At 67.9% G+C, this 17,425-nt stretch carries 4 protein-coding genes; all 4 read left to right on the top strand.

The genetic code is table 11. The features are described 5' to 3' along the window. A partial coding sequence (locus tag ACIBG0_RS34055) for a type I polyketide synthase (protein WP_397038303.1) occupies nt 1-1,338 on the top strand: 1,338 nt, incomplete at its 5' end. A gap of 73 nt (nt 1,339-1,411) precedes the next feature. Beyond that, complete coding sequence (locus tag ACIBG0_RS34060; RefSeq protein WP_397038304.1) at nt 1,412-6,625, top strand: type I polyketide synthase; 5,214 nt, start codon at nt 1,412-1,414, stop codon at nt 6,623-6,625. Next, nucleotides 6,622-11,922 carry an SDR family NAD(P)-dependent oxidoreductase gene (locus ACIBG0_RS34065; protein WP_397038306.1) on the top strand — a complete coding sequence of 1,767 codons (5,301 nt, stop codon included), beginning with the start codon at nt 6,622-6,624 and terminating at the stop codon, nt 11,920-11,922. Before ACIBG0_RS34060 ends, ACIBG0_RS34065 begins: the two co-directional genes overlap by 4 nt. Further along, the gene (locus tag ACIBG0_RS34070; protein WP_397038308.1) at nt 11,919-17,411 is read left to right on the top strand and encodes a type I polyketide synthase; all 5,493 of its coding nucleotides are present in this window, start codon (nt 11,919-11,921) and stop codon (nt 17,409-17,411) included. Before ACIBG0_RS34065 ends, ACIBG0_RS34070 begins: the two co-directional genes overlap by 4 nt. Nucleotides 17,412-17,425 lie beyond the last annotated feature (14 nt).

The raw sequence follows: 17,425 nt of genomic DNA on the forward strand, positions 1-17,425 counted from the left end.
CGTCATGTGGGGAAGATCGTGTTGAGGGTGCCGCGGCGGCCGGATCCGGGTGGGACGGTGCTGATTACTGGTGGTACGGGTGGGTTGGGTGCGCTTTTGGCGCGGCATCTGGTGACTACACATGGGGTGCGCAATCTTGTGCTGGCCAGCCGCCGAGGGCCGGAAGCGACCGGAGCGCTGGAACTGCAGGCGGAACTTACCGCGTCGGGCGCGACCGTGCAGGTGCTGGCATGCGACGTAGCTGATCGTGACGCATGCGCGCGCATGCTGGCCGCGATACCGTCCACCCACCCCTTGACAGGCGTGGTGCATGCCGCAGGGGTGCTCGACGACGGCATGGTTGCGGCGCTGACGCCGGAGCGATTGCGGAATGTTTTGGCGCCGAAGGCTGATGCTGCGTGGCATTTGCACGAGTTGACGCGTGGGCTGGATTTGGCGTGGTTCGTGCTGTTCTCCTCGGTCGCCGGTGTGCTCGGTTCGCCCGGACAGGCGAATTACGCCGCGGCGAATGCCTTTCTGGACGAGCTGGCGGCGTTGCGGCAGCGGTCGGGGCTGGCGGCGGTGTCGATCGATTGGGGCCTGTGGACGACCGAATCCGGGATGGGCGCCACAGTGGACACCGCCGATGCCGCGCGGATCGGCCGAGAGGGTCTGGCACCGCTGAGTGTCGAAGCCGGGCTGGCGATGTTCGATGCGGCCGTGAGCCAGCCCGCACCGTCGATCGTGGCGGCCGAATTCCGTCCGGCCGGAGCGGCGGATATGGCCGCGCTGCATCCGATGGTGCGCCCGTTGCTGGGCGGTCGGCCGCCCGCCGATACCGGCACGTTCGCGGATCGGGGGGTACAGCTCGCCGGGCTGACGCCCGAGCAGCAGGCCAAGCGGTTGCTGGAGCTGGTGCGATCACAGGTCGCGGCCGTACTCGGGCACCGCGGTCCCGAACAGGTCGACACCGATGTGAACTTCCGTGAACTCGGGTTCGATTCGCTGACATCGGTCGAACTCCGCAACCGCCTCGCAGCCGCGACCGGGCTCCAGCTTCCAGCGACCACTGTCTTCGATCAGCCGACGCCGACCGCCATCGCCGAGTATCTGATGGCGCGGCTCGGACACGCCGCCGCTGAGGATGACACCGAGATCTTGTCGACGCTGGATCGCACGCTGGCGCTACTGCGTGACCGATCGCTCGACGACGACACTCGAAAGGCGATCTCGGCCAGGCTCACCCGCGCGCTGAACGAACTCGACGCCGCAGTAGAGCAAGACGCGATCTCCGCGGAGGCGATCGAGGAGGCAGGCTTCGACGAGATGTTCGAACTCATCGATGAGGAGCTGCTGTGACCGAGCGCAGCGAGGGAACCATCAGTACAGCACCAACGGTCGCAGCGACGCCGACCGTTAGTGAGGCGCGGCTGTGACCAATCGCGACGAGAAGACACTCGCCTACCTCAAACGGTTGACCCTCGAATTGCAGAGCACGAAGCGGCGCCTCAAGCAGTTCGAACAGTTGCAGGGCCCGATCGCGATCGTGGGCGTCGGCTGTCGGTTCCCGGGTGGTGTTGGATCGCGGGCGGCGCTGTGGCAGTTGGTTGCCGACGAACGCGACGTTGTCGGCGATTTCCCGACCGACCGCGGCTGGGGCGACCTGTACGACCCTGACCCGGATACGCACGGCAAAACGTACACGCGGGCCGGTGCGTTTCTCTATGACGCCGCGGAATTCGATGCCGAGTTCTTCCGGATCAGCCCGCGTGAGGCGCTGGCGATGGATCCGCAACAGCGGGTGCTGCTCGAGGTCGTCTGGGAGGCGCTCGAGGACGCCGGTATCGACGCGATGTCGTTGCGGGGCAGCGATACCGGCGTCTTCGCCGGCGTCAGCGGCTGCGTGTACGGACTGGATAATGACGACGACGGGCTCGACGGTTACCGGATCAGCGGCAATCTGCCCAGCATCGTGTCGGGTCGAGTGGCCTACACCTTGGGCTTGGTCGGGCCTGCGGTATCCCTCGACACCGCATGCTCGTCGTCGCTGGTCGCCATCCACCAGGCATGCGCCGCACTGCGGGCGGCCGAATGTGGCCTGGCATTGGTGGGTGGGGTGACCGTGTTGACGACACCGACAATGTTCACCGACTTCGGCCGACAGCGGGGGCTCGCACCGGACGGCCGTTGTAAGTCGTTCGCCGATTCCGCCGACGGCGTGTCGTGGGGCGAGGGCGCCGGAGTGCTTGTCCTGGAACGACTCTCGGACGCCGAAGCCAATGGGCATCGGGTGCTCGGCGTTATCCGTGGCAGTGCGGTCAACCAGGATGGGGGCAGTAACGGACTGACCGCGCCCAATGGCCCGTCGCAGGAACGCGTGATCCGAGCCGCGCTGGCGAATGCCGGACTGTCGCCGGCGGATGTCGACATTGTCGAGGGGCACGGCACCGGAACGACGCTCGGCGATCCGATCGAGGCGCAGGCGTTGCTGGCCACCTACGGCCGTGGCCGGGAGCGGCCGATGTGGTTGGGCTCGGTGAAATCGAATATCGCGCACTCCCAGGCCGCGGCCGGTATGGCAGGTGTGATCAAGATGGTCGAGGCGATGCGGCATCGGGTGCTGCCACGCACGCTCCATGTGAATGCGCCGTCGGCGCAGGTGGATTGGCGCGAAGGCAATATCAGGCTGCTGACCGAAGCGCGACCGTGGGAGCCGGTGGACGGTCGACCGCGGCGTGCGGGGGTGTCGTCGTTCGGGATCAGCGGTACCAACGCGCATGTGATCGTGGAGGAAGCGCCGACGCCTGTACCCGAACCCGAATCGACCCGGTCGCTGCCGGTCGTGCCATGGGTGCTGTCCGGTCGGACCGCGGGAGCCGTTGCCGCGCAAGCCGATCGGCTGCTCCGGTGGCTGGCCGACAATCCCGAAGCGTCGGCACTCGATGTCGGCGCGGCCCTGGCCCGACGGACGCGGTTCGAGTGCCGAGCGGTCGTGGTCGGCGCCGATCGCGCGGAACTGGCCGCGGGATTGTCCGAAATCATTGCGGCGCGGGGGCTTTCGGGTGAAACGGTTTTCGTCTTTCCCGGGCAGGGTGCGCAGCGGGCCGGGATGGCCACGGAGCTGTTCGAGACCTTCCCGGTGTTCGCGGATGCGGTGCGTGCGATCTGCGACCCCGCATGGCTGTTCGACCCGGGCACCGATCTCGACCGAACCGACCATACCCAGCTTGCACTGTTCGCCGTCGAAACCGCCTTGTTCCGGCTGCTCGAGTCCTGGGGCATCACGCCGGATCTGCTCATCGGGCATTCGATCGGCGAGATCACCGCGGCGCATGTCGCCGGGGTCTTGTCGCTAGCGGATGCCGTGGAATTGGTGACCGCACGCGGCCGACTCATGGCGGCCCTGCCTGCGGACGGTGCGATGCTGGCCGTCGACATCGACGAGGTCGGCGCGCTGCCGAGCGGGATTTCGGTGGCGGCGGTGAATGCGCCCGGGGCGGTCGTAGTGTCCGGTCCGGCGGCCGCGATCGCCGAACTCGAGTCGCGGTGGGCCGACCGGCGCACGCGGCGATTGCGCGTGTCGCATGCGTTCCATTCCGAGTCGATGGCGCCGATGCTGGCCGAATTCGACACTATCGTGCGGAAGTTGACGTTTCGGCCGCCGCGGATACCGATCGCGTCCAACATCACCGGACGGTTCGAGTCCGAGCTGTTCACCGATCCGGACTATTGGGTGCGGCAGGTTCGGGAGTCGGTTCGATTCGGCGATGACGTCGCGGCCGCGGTGGCCGCCGGTGGCACCCGATTCGTCGAGATCGGGCCGGGTAGTTCGGCCTCGGCGATGGTCGCCGAGACGGTCGATCCCGCGGCCGCGGTGACGGTCGCGTTGCTGCGGCGCGACCAGTCCGAGGTGCGGTCGATCATGGCCGGGGTCGCTCGGTTGTTCACCGCGGGCGTCGCGGTGGATTGGGCGGCCGTCTTCGCTGGCACCGGTGCGCGCCGAGTGGACCTGCCGCCGTATGCCTTCGATCGGCAACGCTATTGGCTGACACCATCGCCGCACGGCCGCTCGGATGCCGGACTCTCACATCCGGTCCTGACGGCGGTGATCGAGGAACCCGACACCGGCGGAGCGCGTCTGACCGGACAGCTGTCCTTACTGGCGCAGCCGTGGCTGGCCGATCATCGCGTTCTGGGCCACGTGCTTTATCCGGCAACGGGTTTCGTGGAGCTGGCACTGCGGGCGGGCGCGGCGTGCGGGTACCCCGTGGTGCGTGACCTGACGCTACTGACACCGCTGGCGATTCCGGAGTCGGGTTCGGTCACGGTGCAGGTGTCGGTGCGTGCCGATGACGGGACCGGCGTGCGGGCATTCGCGGTTTACGCGAACTCCGCTGGCGCCTGGATCTGCCATGCGGAAGGTGTACTCGCGGAGCAACAAGCCGAAGCGGGCTTCGCGGGATTCGGCGACTGGCCACCTGGCGGGGCGGTAGAGGTCGACGCGGCCGGGATCTATGACCGGCTCACCGACGCGGGCCTCGAGTACGGCCCCGCGTTTCGCGGGCTGCGTCGGGTGTGGCGGCGCGGCGACGTGTGGTTCGCCGAGGCAGCGGCGGAGGAGATCAGCGCCGCTGCCGCGCAATTCGTGACGCATCCGGCTCTGCTCGATGCGGTACTGCATACGCAGGCGTTCGCGCACGGTACGGATGTGCTCGAACCGATGGTGCCGTTCGCCTGGGACGGTGTTGTGGCGCAATCGTTCGGCCGCGGTGCCGTGCGTGCCCGGCTCACCCCCGTGGGGCCGAGCGGCGTGGCGATCGATATCACCGACGATGCGGATGTCCCAGTGCTGTCGGTGCGGTCGTTGACGATGCGTCGGGCCTCGGTCGATCGGCTCGACCGGACACTGCATGTGGTCGACTGGCGGCCGGTCGAGGCGCCCTCGACCGTTCCGGTGACCTGGGGGGCGTGGGGCGGCGACACGGTACCCGATGTCGTTGTCGCCGACTTCCGGCGTACCGCGCCAGCGCTCCCGTCCGATGTGCAGTCCGCAACGCTGACCGCCCTGAAGATGTTGCAGGAGTGCATGAGTGACGATCGGTACGCGCGTGCTCGGCTGCTCGTGGTCACCTGCGGTGCGGTCGACCTTCCCGGCGATGGCGTCATCGATCTCGCCGGTGCCGCTGTGTGGGGGCTGGTGCGGTCGGCGCAGGCGGAGCATCCGGATCGGTTCCTGCTCGCCGATATCGACGTCGATATCGACGACGAATCTGTCGCGCGAGTGGTCGCCCCAGCAGAACCGCAGATCATATTGCGCGGCGATGTGATCCGGGTAGCGCGCCTGGTGCGGATGGCACCGGCCGACCCGGTATCACCTGAGCCGCTGACCGATGGGGCGGTGCTGATCGCTGGTGGCACAGGAGATGTCGGTACTGCGATCGCACGGCATCTCGTCGCAGCGCACGGAGTTCGCGACATCGTGCTGGCGAGCCGTCACGGGGCCGCGACGACCGTTGCCGATGAACTCCGCGCGGCGGGCGCGCTCGTGCGGGTCGAGCGCTGCGACCTCGCGGACCGGAATGCGGTGGAACAGTTGGTGTCCGCGATCGTCGCCGAACGGCCGCTCATCGGCGTGGTCCACGCCGCAGGCATCCTGGACGACGGCGTCATCACATCCCTGACCCCCGAGCGACTCGATACGGTTTTGGCGCCGAAGGTGGCGGGTGCATGGAATCTGCACGAAGCGACCGCGCGGTCGAACCTGTCGATGTTCGTGCTCATTTCTTCGGCCGCGGGCGTGCTCGGCGCTCCGGGACAGGGTAACTATGCCGCCGCCAACGCATATCTCGACGCGCTCGCGGCATACCGCCGGGCACACGGTGCGGTCGGTGTCGCGATGGCATTCGGACCGTGGGAAAGCGGTATGAGCGGGCGACTGGACGACGCGGCGCGCAAACGCTTGGCCCGCATCGGTATTCGTGATCTGGCCCCCGCGGCCGCGCTGGCCGCCTTCGACCGGGCGCTGCACGCGCGGCAGCCGGTCGTCGTGCCCGTCGGCCTGGATCTCGCGGCCGCGGACCCCGGCTCCGACCTGCCGCCGATCTTCGCGGCGCTGGCGCCGAGTCAGCGCCCCATCGCAGGCGCAGCAGTCATGTTCGGCGATCTTTCACCCGCGAAACGTCGTGCGGAGATCCTCCAACTCGTCCGCACGCACACCGCAGCGGTTCTCGGGCATCCGGGCCCCGCCGCGATCGCGCCGGATCGGCCGTTCCAGGAGATGGGGTTCGACTCGCTCGCGGCGGTGCAGCTGCGCAACCGGATGCGAGCGGCGACCGGCGTCGACATTGCCGCCACGGTCGTTTTCGACTATCCGACGCCTGCGGCGATCGGCGAATACCTCGCCGCCGAATTCGACGGGCGTGACGATGATCCGGCCGTCGACACGGACGAACGGATCCGTGCGGCGATCGGCGCGATTCCGCTCGACCGGCTCCGCACGGCCGGATTGCTCGACCAGTTGCTCGATCTGGCCGGTGTTGCGACCGCACCGGTCGAGGTGGTGGGCCGCCGGGCCGAGCAGATCCGAAATATGGATGAGGAGAGCCTGATCCGCATGGTCCTCGGTGATCCGGACGGTCCGGCATGAGCGGCTCGGATACCCGGTTGGTCGAGGCGCTACGGCGTTCGGTCCTGGAAAACGACGAACTGCGGGCAACGAATCAGCGGTTGACGGCCGCACTCGCCGAACCCATCGCGATCGTCGGAGCGGCCTGCCGCCTGCCCGGCGGCGTGACGACGCGAGATCAACTGTGGGACCTGGTCGCCGACGGCCGCGACGCGATCGGTGCCTTCCCGGTCGACCGCGGCTGGGACCCCGACCTCTACGATCCCGACCCGGACGCGGTAGGCCGATCCTATGTGCGGGAGGGCGGGTTCCTCTACAACGCGGGCGATTTCGATGCCGGATTCTTCGGCATCAGCCCGCGCGAAGCCCTCGCCGCCGACCCACAGCAGCGGTTGCTGCTCGAGGTTTCGTGGGAGGCGCTCGAGGACGCGCGGCTCGATCCGACCTCGTTGCGGGGCAGCGATACCGGTGTTTTCGCGGGTGTGATGTACCACGACTACGGGCAGATGAACCAGCTGGGGTCGATAGTCTCCGGCCGGACCGCCTACTCGCTCGGCCTGACCGGTCCGGCGGTCACCGTCGACACCGCGTGCTCCTCGTCGCTGGTGGCACTGCACCAGGCGGTGGCGGCGTTGCGGGCCGGTGAATGCGGTCTTGCTCTGGTCGGTGGTGTTTCGGTCATGGCGACGCCCGGTGTCTTCGTCGAAATGTCGCGGCAGCGCGGGCTTTCACCGGACGGTCGCTGCAAGTCCTACGCCGCCGCGGCCGACGGAGTCGGCTGGTCCGAAGGCGCGGCAATGGTTGTGGTCGAACGGCTGTCGAGCGCCCGGCGCAACGGCAGGCGCATCCTGGCGGTCGTGCGAGGGTCAGCGGTGAATCAGGACGGCACCAGCAACGGGCTGACCGCACCGAACGGACCAGCGCAGGAACGGGTGATCCGCGCCGCTCTGGCCAACGCCGGGCTCGACGCCGACGATATCGACGTCGTCGAGGGCCACGGTACCGGAACGACGCTCGGTGACCCGATCGAAGCGCGCGCGCTCGTCGCGGCGTACGGCAGCAAGCGGGATCGGCCGATCTGGCTGGGTTCGATCAAGTCGAACGTCGGACACACGCAGGCCGCCGCGGGCATCACCGGCGTAATCAAGGTGGCGATGGCCATGCGGCACAAAACGATGCCTTCGACACTGCACGTCGATGCGCCGAGCCCGCACGTCGACTGGTCCGCCGGAACCGTGCGGCTGCTCACCGAATCGCGGCCGTGGCCGAAGGGGGAGCGGCCGCGCCGCGCCGCGGTGTCGTCGTTCGGCATCAGCGGCACCAATGCCCATGTGATCCTGGAAGAGCCACCGGCCGAGCCGATCCCGGCCCGCGAGGTGCCGCCACCGCCTGTCGTGCCGTGGGTGATCTCCGGGAAGACCGCGGCAGCGCTTACCTCGCAGGTGGACCGGATTCGAGACCGGGTCGTGGCCACACCGGAGCCCACTCCGGCCGATATCGGTGTGTCCCTCGCGGACCGCGCCAGGCTCGAGCACCGGGCCGTCGCGGTAGGCGCCAGCCGCGCGCAATTGCTTGCGGCGCTTGCCGATCCGATGGTGGGCCACGCGATATCGGGGAAGACAGTATTCGCTTTCCCAGGCCAAGGCACACAGCGGCTGGGAATGGGACGCAGGCTGCACGAGGCGTTCCCGGTATTCCGCACGGTGTTCGACGATGCGGTTGCTGCCGTCGAGCAGCACCTGCCCGTTGAGTTGCGGTCCGTGCTCTGGGGTGTGGACGAACAGGCGCTGACGCAGACGATGTTCGCGCAGAGCGGCTTGTTCGCTGTCGAGGTCGCGCTGGCCGCACTGCTCGAATCGTGGGGCGTCGTGCCGGATCTTGTCCTCGGTCATTCGGTCGGCGAGATTGCCGCCGCTCACGTTGCTGGGGTTCTGTCGCTGGAAGATGCCGCGAGGGTCGTCGCCGCGCGCGGCAGGCTGATGCAGGCGCTGCCCACCGGCGGCGCGATGCTCGCCGTCGCGGCGAGCGCGGACGAAGTGCTGTCGCTGCTGCCGGGCGGTGTCGAGATCGCCGCGGTGAACGGACCAGCTGCCGTGGTGCTTTCGGGCGATGCCGACGGATTGGCGACGACAGCGGCGGAATTCGCCCGTCGCGACTGGAAGACCACCAGGCTCGCGGTCTCCCATGCCTTCCACTCGGCGGCCATGGATTCGATTCTCGATGAGTTCACCGCTGTCGTCGCGGATATCATCGTCGGTGCGCAACAGTTGCCGGTCGTATCGACCCTGACCGGCAAATTCGCGCCCGAGGATTTCGGTACGCCACGGTACTGGCGACGGCAGCTGCGACAACCAGTTCTGTTCGCGGACAGTGTCGCCGCTGCGGCCGCCGACGGCGCGGTACGGTTCGTCGAGGTGGGCCATGGGGCCGCATTGACCGCGATGATCGCCGCTGTCGATGCTGAGGTCGTACCGGTGCCGCTGCTGCGCGGCGACGGCGACGAGATCGAGTCGCTGGTAACCGGGCTCGCCCGCTTCGACGTCACCGGCGGTGCGGTGGACTGGGCCCGCTATTTCGCGGGCACCGACGCGCGCCGCGTCGACCTGCCGTTGTATCCATTCCAGCGGCAACACTTCTGGGCGGTGTCCGCGGGCCGCGACGTGACGGGCGCCGGTCTCGCATCCTCCGGACACCCGTTGGTCGGCGCGGTCGTGGAATCGCCCGCCTCCGGTGGCGTCGTACTGACCGGACGGCTCTCCCTGCAATCGCAGCCGTGGCTGGCCGAGCACCGCATCTTCGGCCGCGCATTGCTGCCCGGTGCCGGATTCGTCGAACTGATGGTGCGTGCCGGCGACGAAGTCGATTGTTCCGCCGTGCGGGACATGACGATTCGGGCACCGCTGCCGATTCCAGAGACGGGTGGTGTTGCGCTGCAGGTCGTCGTCGACGGCGTGGATACCGACGGGCATCGCGCGATCGCGGTCTACTCGCGACGTGACCGGGTGCGGGACTGGACGCTGCATGCCGAAGGAACGCTGGTGAATTCGACGGCGGGGCCGGTGCCGCATCTGTCGGCTTGGCCGCCGGAGGGCGCGACGGCTCTCGATGTCACGGCCGGTTACCAACATCTGGCCGAGCGCGGGTACGGCTACGGTCCTGCCTTCCGTGGGGTGCGACGGCTTTGGCGATCCGGCGAGGAGATCTGTGCCGACGTCGTCCTCCCCGCCGCTGCCGGTGATCCTGACGGGTTCGGGATCCATCCCGCACTACTGGACGCGGTACTGCACGCGGGCTTGCTCGCGATGCGCGATGAGATCACCGCACTGCCGTTCGCCTGGCAGGATATTGCCCTGCACGCGGCCCGGCCGAGCGCTGTTCGGGTCCGGATCAATCCGACCGGCGGTGCGGGTGTCTCGGTCGTTGTCACCGACGAAGCCGGGCGTCCGGTCTTGTCCGCTGGCCGGATCGTCGCGCGTCCCGTCTCGGTTGACCAGCTGAGCAGCGAAGCGCCAGAGCATGATTCGCTGTTCCGAATCGAATGGCTGCCGGTCGATGTCGGTATCGACGAGGGCACCGTATGGCAGCCGTGGGAAGAGGCCGCGACATCCGACCACGTCGCGCCGGTGGTCGTCGCTCATTGCGCAGGCGGATCAGAGGCGATGCCGGTGCGGGTCCGTGCGACGGTCGGGCGGATGCTTACTGTCCTGCAAGCGTTTCTGAGCGAGGACAAATTCGCCGACAGCCGCCTATTGGTGCTGACCGACGGCGCGATGGCGTTGCCCGGCGAGGACGTCGCGGATCTCGCGGCTGCGGCTGCTTGGGGCCTGATCCGCTCGGCGCAGGCCGAGCAACCGGGCCGGATCGTGCTCGCCGACGTCGATAGTGACGTGTCAGTCGGTGCGCTGATCGCCACGGGCGAATCCGAAATCGCTGTTCGCGCAGGGCGATACCTCGTGCCTCGGCTCGTGTCGGTCGGTGGCCGGAAAACAGCGGGTCCGGATCTTGCGGCTGGCATCGTGCTGGTCACAGGTGGCACCGGCGCGCTTGGCGCACAGGTCGCCGAGCATCTGGTGCGACAACACGGTGCGCGACACCTGTTGCTCGTCGGCCGTCGCGGTGCCGCAGCACCCGGGGCCGACGACTTGCTGGCCCGTTTGCGCGCACTCGGCGCCGAGGCGGATATCGTCGCCTGCGATATCGCGGATCGAGATGCGGTGGGCGCGTTGCTTGCCGGCATTCCCGCGACACGGCCTCTGGTCGGTGTGGTGCATACGGCCGGTGTGCTCGACGACGGAGTCGTCGGCTCGCTTACAGACGAGCGACTCGACACCGTATTCGCGGCCAAGGTCGACGGCGCCTGGCACCTGCACGAGCTGACCAAAGATGCGAATCTCGCGCTGTTCGTCCTGTTCTCGTCGGTTGGTGGGACGATCCTGCCGATCGGCCAGGGCGGCTACGCGGCGGCCAACGTATTCCTCGACGCGCTCGCCGCGCATCGTCGGGCGGCCGGCCTGCCCGCGACTTCGATGGCGTGGGGTCCATGGGAGGGCGCGCGAATGGGTTTGGCGCTCACCGGCCTACAGCAGCAGCGCATCCGCCGTAGCGGCGTTCTGCCGCTCGCACCCGAGACCGCGATGCGGCTGTTCGACGCGGCGGTCACCGGATCCGACCCGATGGTGCTGCCCGCGCACATCGACCGGTCGGCGCTGCGCCGCGGCCCCGGGGAGCTGCCTGCGCTGCTTCGGGGGCTGGTGCCCGCCGCGGCCCGGCGACGGGCAGAATCCGACGACGCGCCCGCGGCCGTTCGGGCGAACCTAGCTGCGCTGTCGAGCGACGAGCGCCGCGACTACCTGAGCGAGCTGATGCGCCGAATGGTCGCCGACGTACTCGGGCACGGCGCACCGTCGGACATCGATCCCGAAACCGCGTTCAACGAGCTGGGGTTCGACTCACTGGCCGCCATCGAACTCAGGAACAAGCTCAGAGCCGCCACCGGACTGAATGCGGGCGTCGCGGTCGTGTTCGACTACCCGACGGTCACCAAACTGTCCGGATGGCTGGCACAGAGCCTCGGTTTCGGCGACGAGCCGCGCGAGGACCGCTCGACCGACGCCGATATCCGCCGCAGGCTCGCAGCGATTCCCGTCGCCACGCTTCGCAGCAGCGGCATCCTCGATGCATTGCTGCGGCTGGCAACGCCGAGCGAACCGGCCGAACCCGAGATCGGCGATGAGCCCGCGATCGATGAGATGGATTCCGCCGAGTTGATCCGCCACGTCCTCACCTCGCAGCAACGGCCGGACCGGGAGCAATCATGACCTCGACCGACGAATTGCTGAACGCGCTGCGCGTGGCCGCCAAGGAGAACGCGCATCTACAGAAGGAGATCGCAGCGCTGCGCCGCCGTGACGCCGAACCGATCGCGATCGTCGGCATGGGCTGTCGCTATCCCGGCGATGTGAATTCCCGTGCGGCGCTCTGGGAGCTGGTCGTGACGAAACGTGACGTCGTCGACGGGTTCCCGCGAGACCGAGGCTGGCGTTCGGATCTGTACGACCCGACCGGCGGTGCGGGGCGGTCGTTCACTCGATCGGGCGGATTCCTTTACAACGCGGGCGATTTCGATGCCGGCTTTTTCGGGATCGGGCCGCGCGAGGCCGAGGCGATGGACCCGCAACAGCGAATTGTGCTCGAGGTGGCGTGGGAGGCGCTCGAGGACGCGGGCATCGACCCGGTGTCGTTGCGGGGCAGCGACACCGGGGTGTTCACCGGCGTGATGCATCATGACTACGCCGGTATCGGTGGCGCCGGATCGCTTGTATCGGGTCGCCTCGCCTATGTTCTCGGCCTCGAAGGACCTGCGGTATCGGTGGACACGGCTTGCTCGTCGTCATTGGTCGCGATCCATCAGGCGTGTGTGGCGCTGCGGCGCGGCGAGTGCGCGGTCGCACTGGCCGGGGGTGTGACGATCATGGCGACGCCTTGGCTCTTCGTCGAATTCACCAGGCAGCGAGCCCTTTCTGCGGATGGTCGGTGTAAGTCGTTTGCGGAGTCGGCTGATGGGGTGGGTTGGGGTGAGGGTGCGGGTGTGTTGGTGTTGGAGCGTTTGTCGGATGCTCGGGCTAGGGGTCATCGGATTCTTGGGGTGGTTCGTGGGAGTGCGGTGAATCAGGATGGTGCGTCGAATGGTTTGACGGCGCCGAATGGTCCGTCGCAGGAGCGGGTGATTCGGGCGGCGTTGGCCAATGCGGGTTTGACGGCTGTTGATGTGGATCTGGTTGAAGGGCATGGCACCGGTACGGCGTTGGGTGATCCGATTGAGGCGCAGGCGTTGTTGGCGACGTATGGGCAGGGTCGGAGTGAGCCGGTGTGGTTGGGGTCGGTCAAGTCGAATATGGGGCACACGCAGGCGGCTGCGGGTGTGGCTGGGGTGATCAAGGTGGTGGAGGCGATGCGGCGTGGGGTGATGCCTGCGACGTTGCATGTGGATGTGCCGTCGTCTCATGTGGATTGGTCGGTGGGGGATGTGCGGTTGTTGACTGAATCGCGGTTGTGGACATCGGTGGGTCGGCCGCGGCGGGCTGGGGTGTCGTCGTTTGGGATCAGTGGGACGAACGCGCATCTGATCGTTGAGGAAGCTCCTGCGGAGTTGGTGTCGCCGGTAGTTGGAGACGGGTTGGCGTCACCGGTAGCTGCGGGCGGGTGGGTGTCGCAGTCGGGAACTCGGCGGGCATCGCAGGTGGGCACCGAATCGCCGCTGCTGGAACCGGGGACGGAGTCGCTGCTGCTGGAATCGGGGACCGAGTGGGTGCTGCCGCAAGCGGATACTGGATCGCCGCTGCGGGCCGGGGCCGGGTTCGCGGTGGTGCCGTGGCTGATTTCTGCGCGGTCGGCGGAGGCTGTTGTGGCGCAGGCAGACCGACTGTCCACATTGGGGTCGGCGTCGGTGTTGGATGTGGGGTTTTCGTTGGCGACGACGCGGGCGCATCTGCCGTGGCGGGCTGCGGTATTGGATCGGTCCGAGTTGGGTGCTGTGGTGCCGCGCCGGGTGGTCGGGGGGAAGACGGTGTTCGTGTTCTCGGGGCAGGGGGCGCAGTACGCGGGGATGGGGCGTGAACTGTTCGAGGCATTCCCGGCGTTCGCGGAATCAGTTCGTCAGGTGTGTGACCCGGCTTGGTTATTCGATCCCGACACGGACCTGGACCGTACCGACAACACGCAGTTGGGTGTGTTCGCGGTCGAGGTGGCATTGGCGAGGTTGCTCGAATCATGGGGTGTGACACCGGATTTGGTGATCGGGCATTCGATCGGTGAGATCACTGCCGCACACGTGGCCGGTGTGCTGTCACTCGAGGACGCGGTGCGTTTGGTGGCTGCCCGTGGTCGTTTGATGGCGGCGCTACCGGCGGGTGGGGCCATGCTGGCAATCGAGGTCGATGAGATCGGCGTGGGCGCTGACCTGCCGGATGGGGTTTCGGTTGCGGCGATCAATGCACCGGGTTCGGTGGTGGTGTCGGGACCGGAGGCGGGCATCGCCGAACTCGAGGCACGCTGGGTAGACCGCCGCACCCGTCGGCTGACGGTGAGTCACGCGTTCCACTCGGTGTTGATGGAACCCATGCTCGACGAATTCGGCCGTGTGGTGGCGGATTCAACGTTCCGGTCGCCGCATATTCCGATCGCATCCAACTTGACCGGTGCGGTCGAGTCGGACCTGTTGGTGGATCCGAAGTACTGGGTGCGACAGGTGCGTGAGCCGGTCCGCTTCGCCGACGGCATCACCACACTTCGGCAGGCGGGCGGTACCCGATTCCTCGAAATCGGTCCGGATGCCGTGCTCGCCGGGCTGATCGATGCCGAGGCGGTGGTGGCGACTCAGCGTCGCGGGCGGGATCAGGTCGAAACCCTCGTCCGCGCCGTCGCCGAAGCGCATTGCGCCGGTGTCGATGTCGATTGGGCTGAGTTCTATGCCGGGACGGGTGCGCGGCGGGTGGATTTGCCGACGTATGCCTTTCAGCGGCAACGCTATTGGTTGTCACCGGCGGAGCCCGCCAGTGATGCCGTCGGGTTCGGGCAGGAATGTGTCGATCACCCGCTGTTGTCGACGATGGTGTCGTTGGTCGGGTCCGGTGAGCGTGTCGTGACCGGTCGTTTGTCGGTGGTGTCGCAGCCTTGGCTTGCTGATCATGTGGTGTTCGGTTCGGTACTGTTGCCTGGTACGGGTCTGGTCGAACTGGTGTTGGCGGCGGGCCGGTTGGTGGGCTGTCCTGGCATCGAGGAGTTGGTGCTCGAATCGCCGCTGGTCTTCGATGCTGAGGTGGCGGTAGCGGTCCAGGTCGAGATTGCCGCACCGGACGAGCGTGGTCATCGCGCGGTGGTCGTCTATTCCAGGCCCGATAGCGATCGCGAACCGCCATCGTGGAAACGCCACGCCACCGGTTCGGTCGCACCCGCCGGTTCCGTGCGCCCTCCGTCGCCGGAAGCACAGTGGGCTCCGGCCGATGCGGAGCCGGTGCCGGTGGCCGATCTCTACGCCGAACTGGCTGACCTCGGGTATGAGTACGGCCCCGCCTTCCAGAGCGTCCAGGCCGCGTGGCGGCGCGGCGACGAGATCTACGTCGAGCTCGACGCGGCATCGGCAGATCTCGAAACAGGTGTCTGGGTTCATCCGGCGCTGCTCGATGCGGCATTCCACGTTGCGATAGCCGCCGCAGGCGATCTTCTCGAACCCGGAAAGGTGCTGCTGCCGTTCGTTTTCCAGGGTGTATCGGTTGCCCGCACCGGCGGGTCGCGAATGCGAGTGCGGCTGCGGCGCGACGGCGATCGCCTGGCCGCGGCAGTGACCGACGGTGTCGGGCAGCCGCTGGCGACGATCGAATCGGTGCGTGTCGCCGCGGTATCGCGAAAACAGTTGGCCGCATACGGGAATCAAGACGCGCTGTTCGCTGTGGAGTGGCATCCGGTCCCGGCCGCGGCCACGCAGTCGGGACCGGTGTGGGGCATCGGCGATCCGTCCCAGGATCTCGGAGTGGCGATGGGATGGTTCGCGGACGTCGCGAGCGTGGCCGCCGCGGTGTCGAATGCGTCGCGGCCACGGGCGGTCGTGCTGCCGTGCCGCAAGGGCGTCGGCGCGACAGCGGCACGGGACGTTGCGGTGGCGACAGTGCAGGTGTTGCAGGAATGGGTGCGACACGCCGAGCTGGCCTCGATTCCGTTGGTGGTGGTCACCGAGGGCGCGGTCGCGACCGGTGCCGCCGATACGCTGCCCGGTATCGCTCAGGCGCCGGTGTGGGGACTGTTGCGAAGCGCGCAACTGGAGTATCCAGGTCGGTTCGTCATCGTCGACGTCGACGGTTCCGGAGCCGAAAAGGTCTGGCCGATCGCGATGTCGGGCATGGAATCGCAACTGGCGGTACGGAACGGACGAGTCCTGTCGCCGCGCCTGGTGCCCGCCGATATCGAGCCGGATTCGAGCATGCAGTGGGACACCGGCGGAACAGTGTTGATCACCGGCGGTGGCGGCGCGCTCGGCATCGCGGTGGCACGTCACCTGGTGCTCCAGCACGGCATGCGGCATCTGGTGCTGGCGAGCAGGCGTGGCAGTGCGACCGACAATGCGGGACAGGTCACGGCCGAACTGGCCGAATATGGAGCACACGTCCGATGGGTGGCGTGCGACGTGACGGATCGGTCGTCGATCGCGCAGGCCCTCGCGAATATCGACAGGGCACATCCATTGACCGCAGTCGTGCACGCGGCAGGCGTCCTCGACGACGGCGTGATCGCGACGCTGACGCCGGACCGGATCGAGAAGGTGCTGGCACCGAAGGCCGAGGGCGCCTGGCATCTGCACGAACTGACGCGTGATCTCGAGCTGGCCGGATTTGTGCTGTTCTCGTCGGTGGCGGGCACGATCGGGGCACCGGGACAGGCGAATTACGCTGCGGCGAACGCGTTTTTGGATGCACTCGCCGAATACCGACGCGCGCGCGGTCTCCCAGGACGTTCGGTCGCTTGGGGACTGTGGGACCTAACCGAGGGGATGGCGGGCAGCCTCGACAAGACCGGTCGGGAACGGCTGCGCCGTGGCGGGCTGGCCGCGATGACGCCATCGGAGGCACTGTCGCTCTGGGATGCGACGATGACGGACGGGCACGCGGCGGTTGTGGCGGCACGATTCGATCGGCCCGGCATGCAAGCCCAGGCAGCGGCGCTGGGGGCGGTGCCGCCGATATTGCGCGGGCTTGTCCATGTGCCCGCAGCGTCGAGTCTCGACGGCGCCCCGAGCGCGCAGGCCGCGGCTCGGCTCGCCGAACGGCTCTCCGTGCTGTCCGGTGATGAGCGCCGGCGCCTGCTGTCGGATCTGGTGTGCACGCATGCGGCGGCGGTACTCGGCCATCCCGGACCCGAGGCGATCGATCCCGAATTGTCGTTCCTAGACCTCGGATTCGACTCACTGGCCGCCGTCGAGTTGCGCAACCGGCTCGCGCATGCATCCGGTCTCACCCTGCCCGCGACCGCAGCGTTCGATTACCCGACCCCGACGACCTTGGCGGCGCACCTCGCAGCGCAGCTGTCGACCGACCACACCGAGCGTTCCTTCGAGCAAGCGCTCGAAGCCCTTGCCACACAGTTCGACACCATGCCGATAACCACCGAAGACCGGCGCCGGTCCGCGAAACGCCTGCGCCGGCTGCTCGCCGACCTCGAGGACGGAGGATCCGAACCGACCGGTGATCGTGACGACGACATCCGAAGCGCGACCGAAGACGAGCTTTTCGAACTACTCGACGGTGAACTCGGCTAGCGCCGCCCCGAAAA

Source organism: Nocardia sp. NPDC050630 (assembly GCF_044457245.1).
Taxonomy (GTDB): Bacteria; Actinomycetota; Actinomycetes; order Mycobacteriales; family Mycobacteriaceae; genus Nocardia.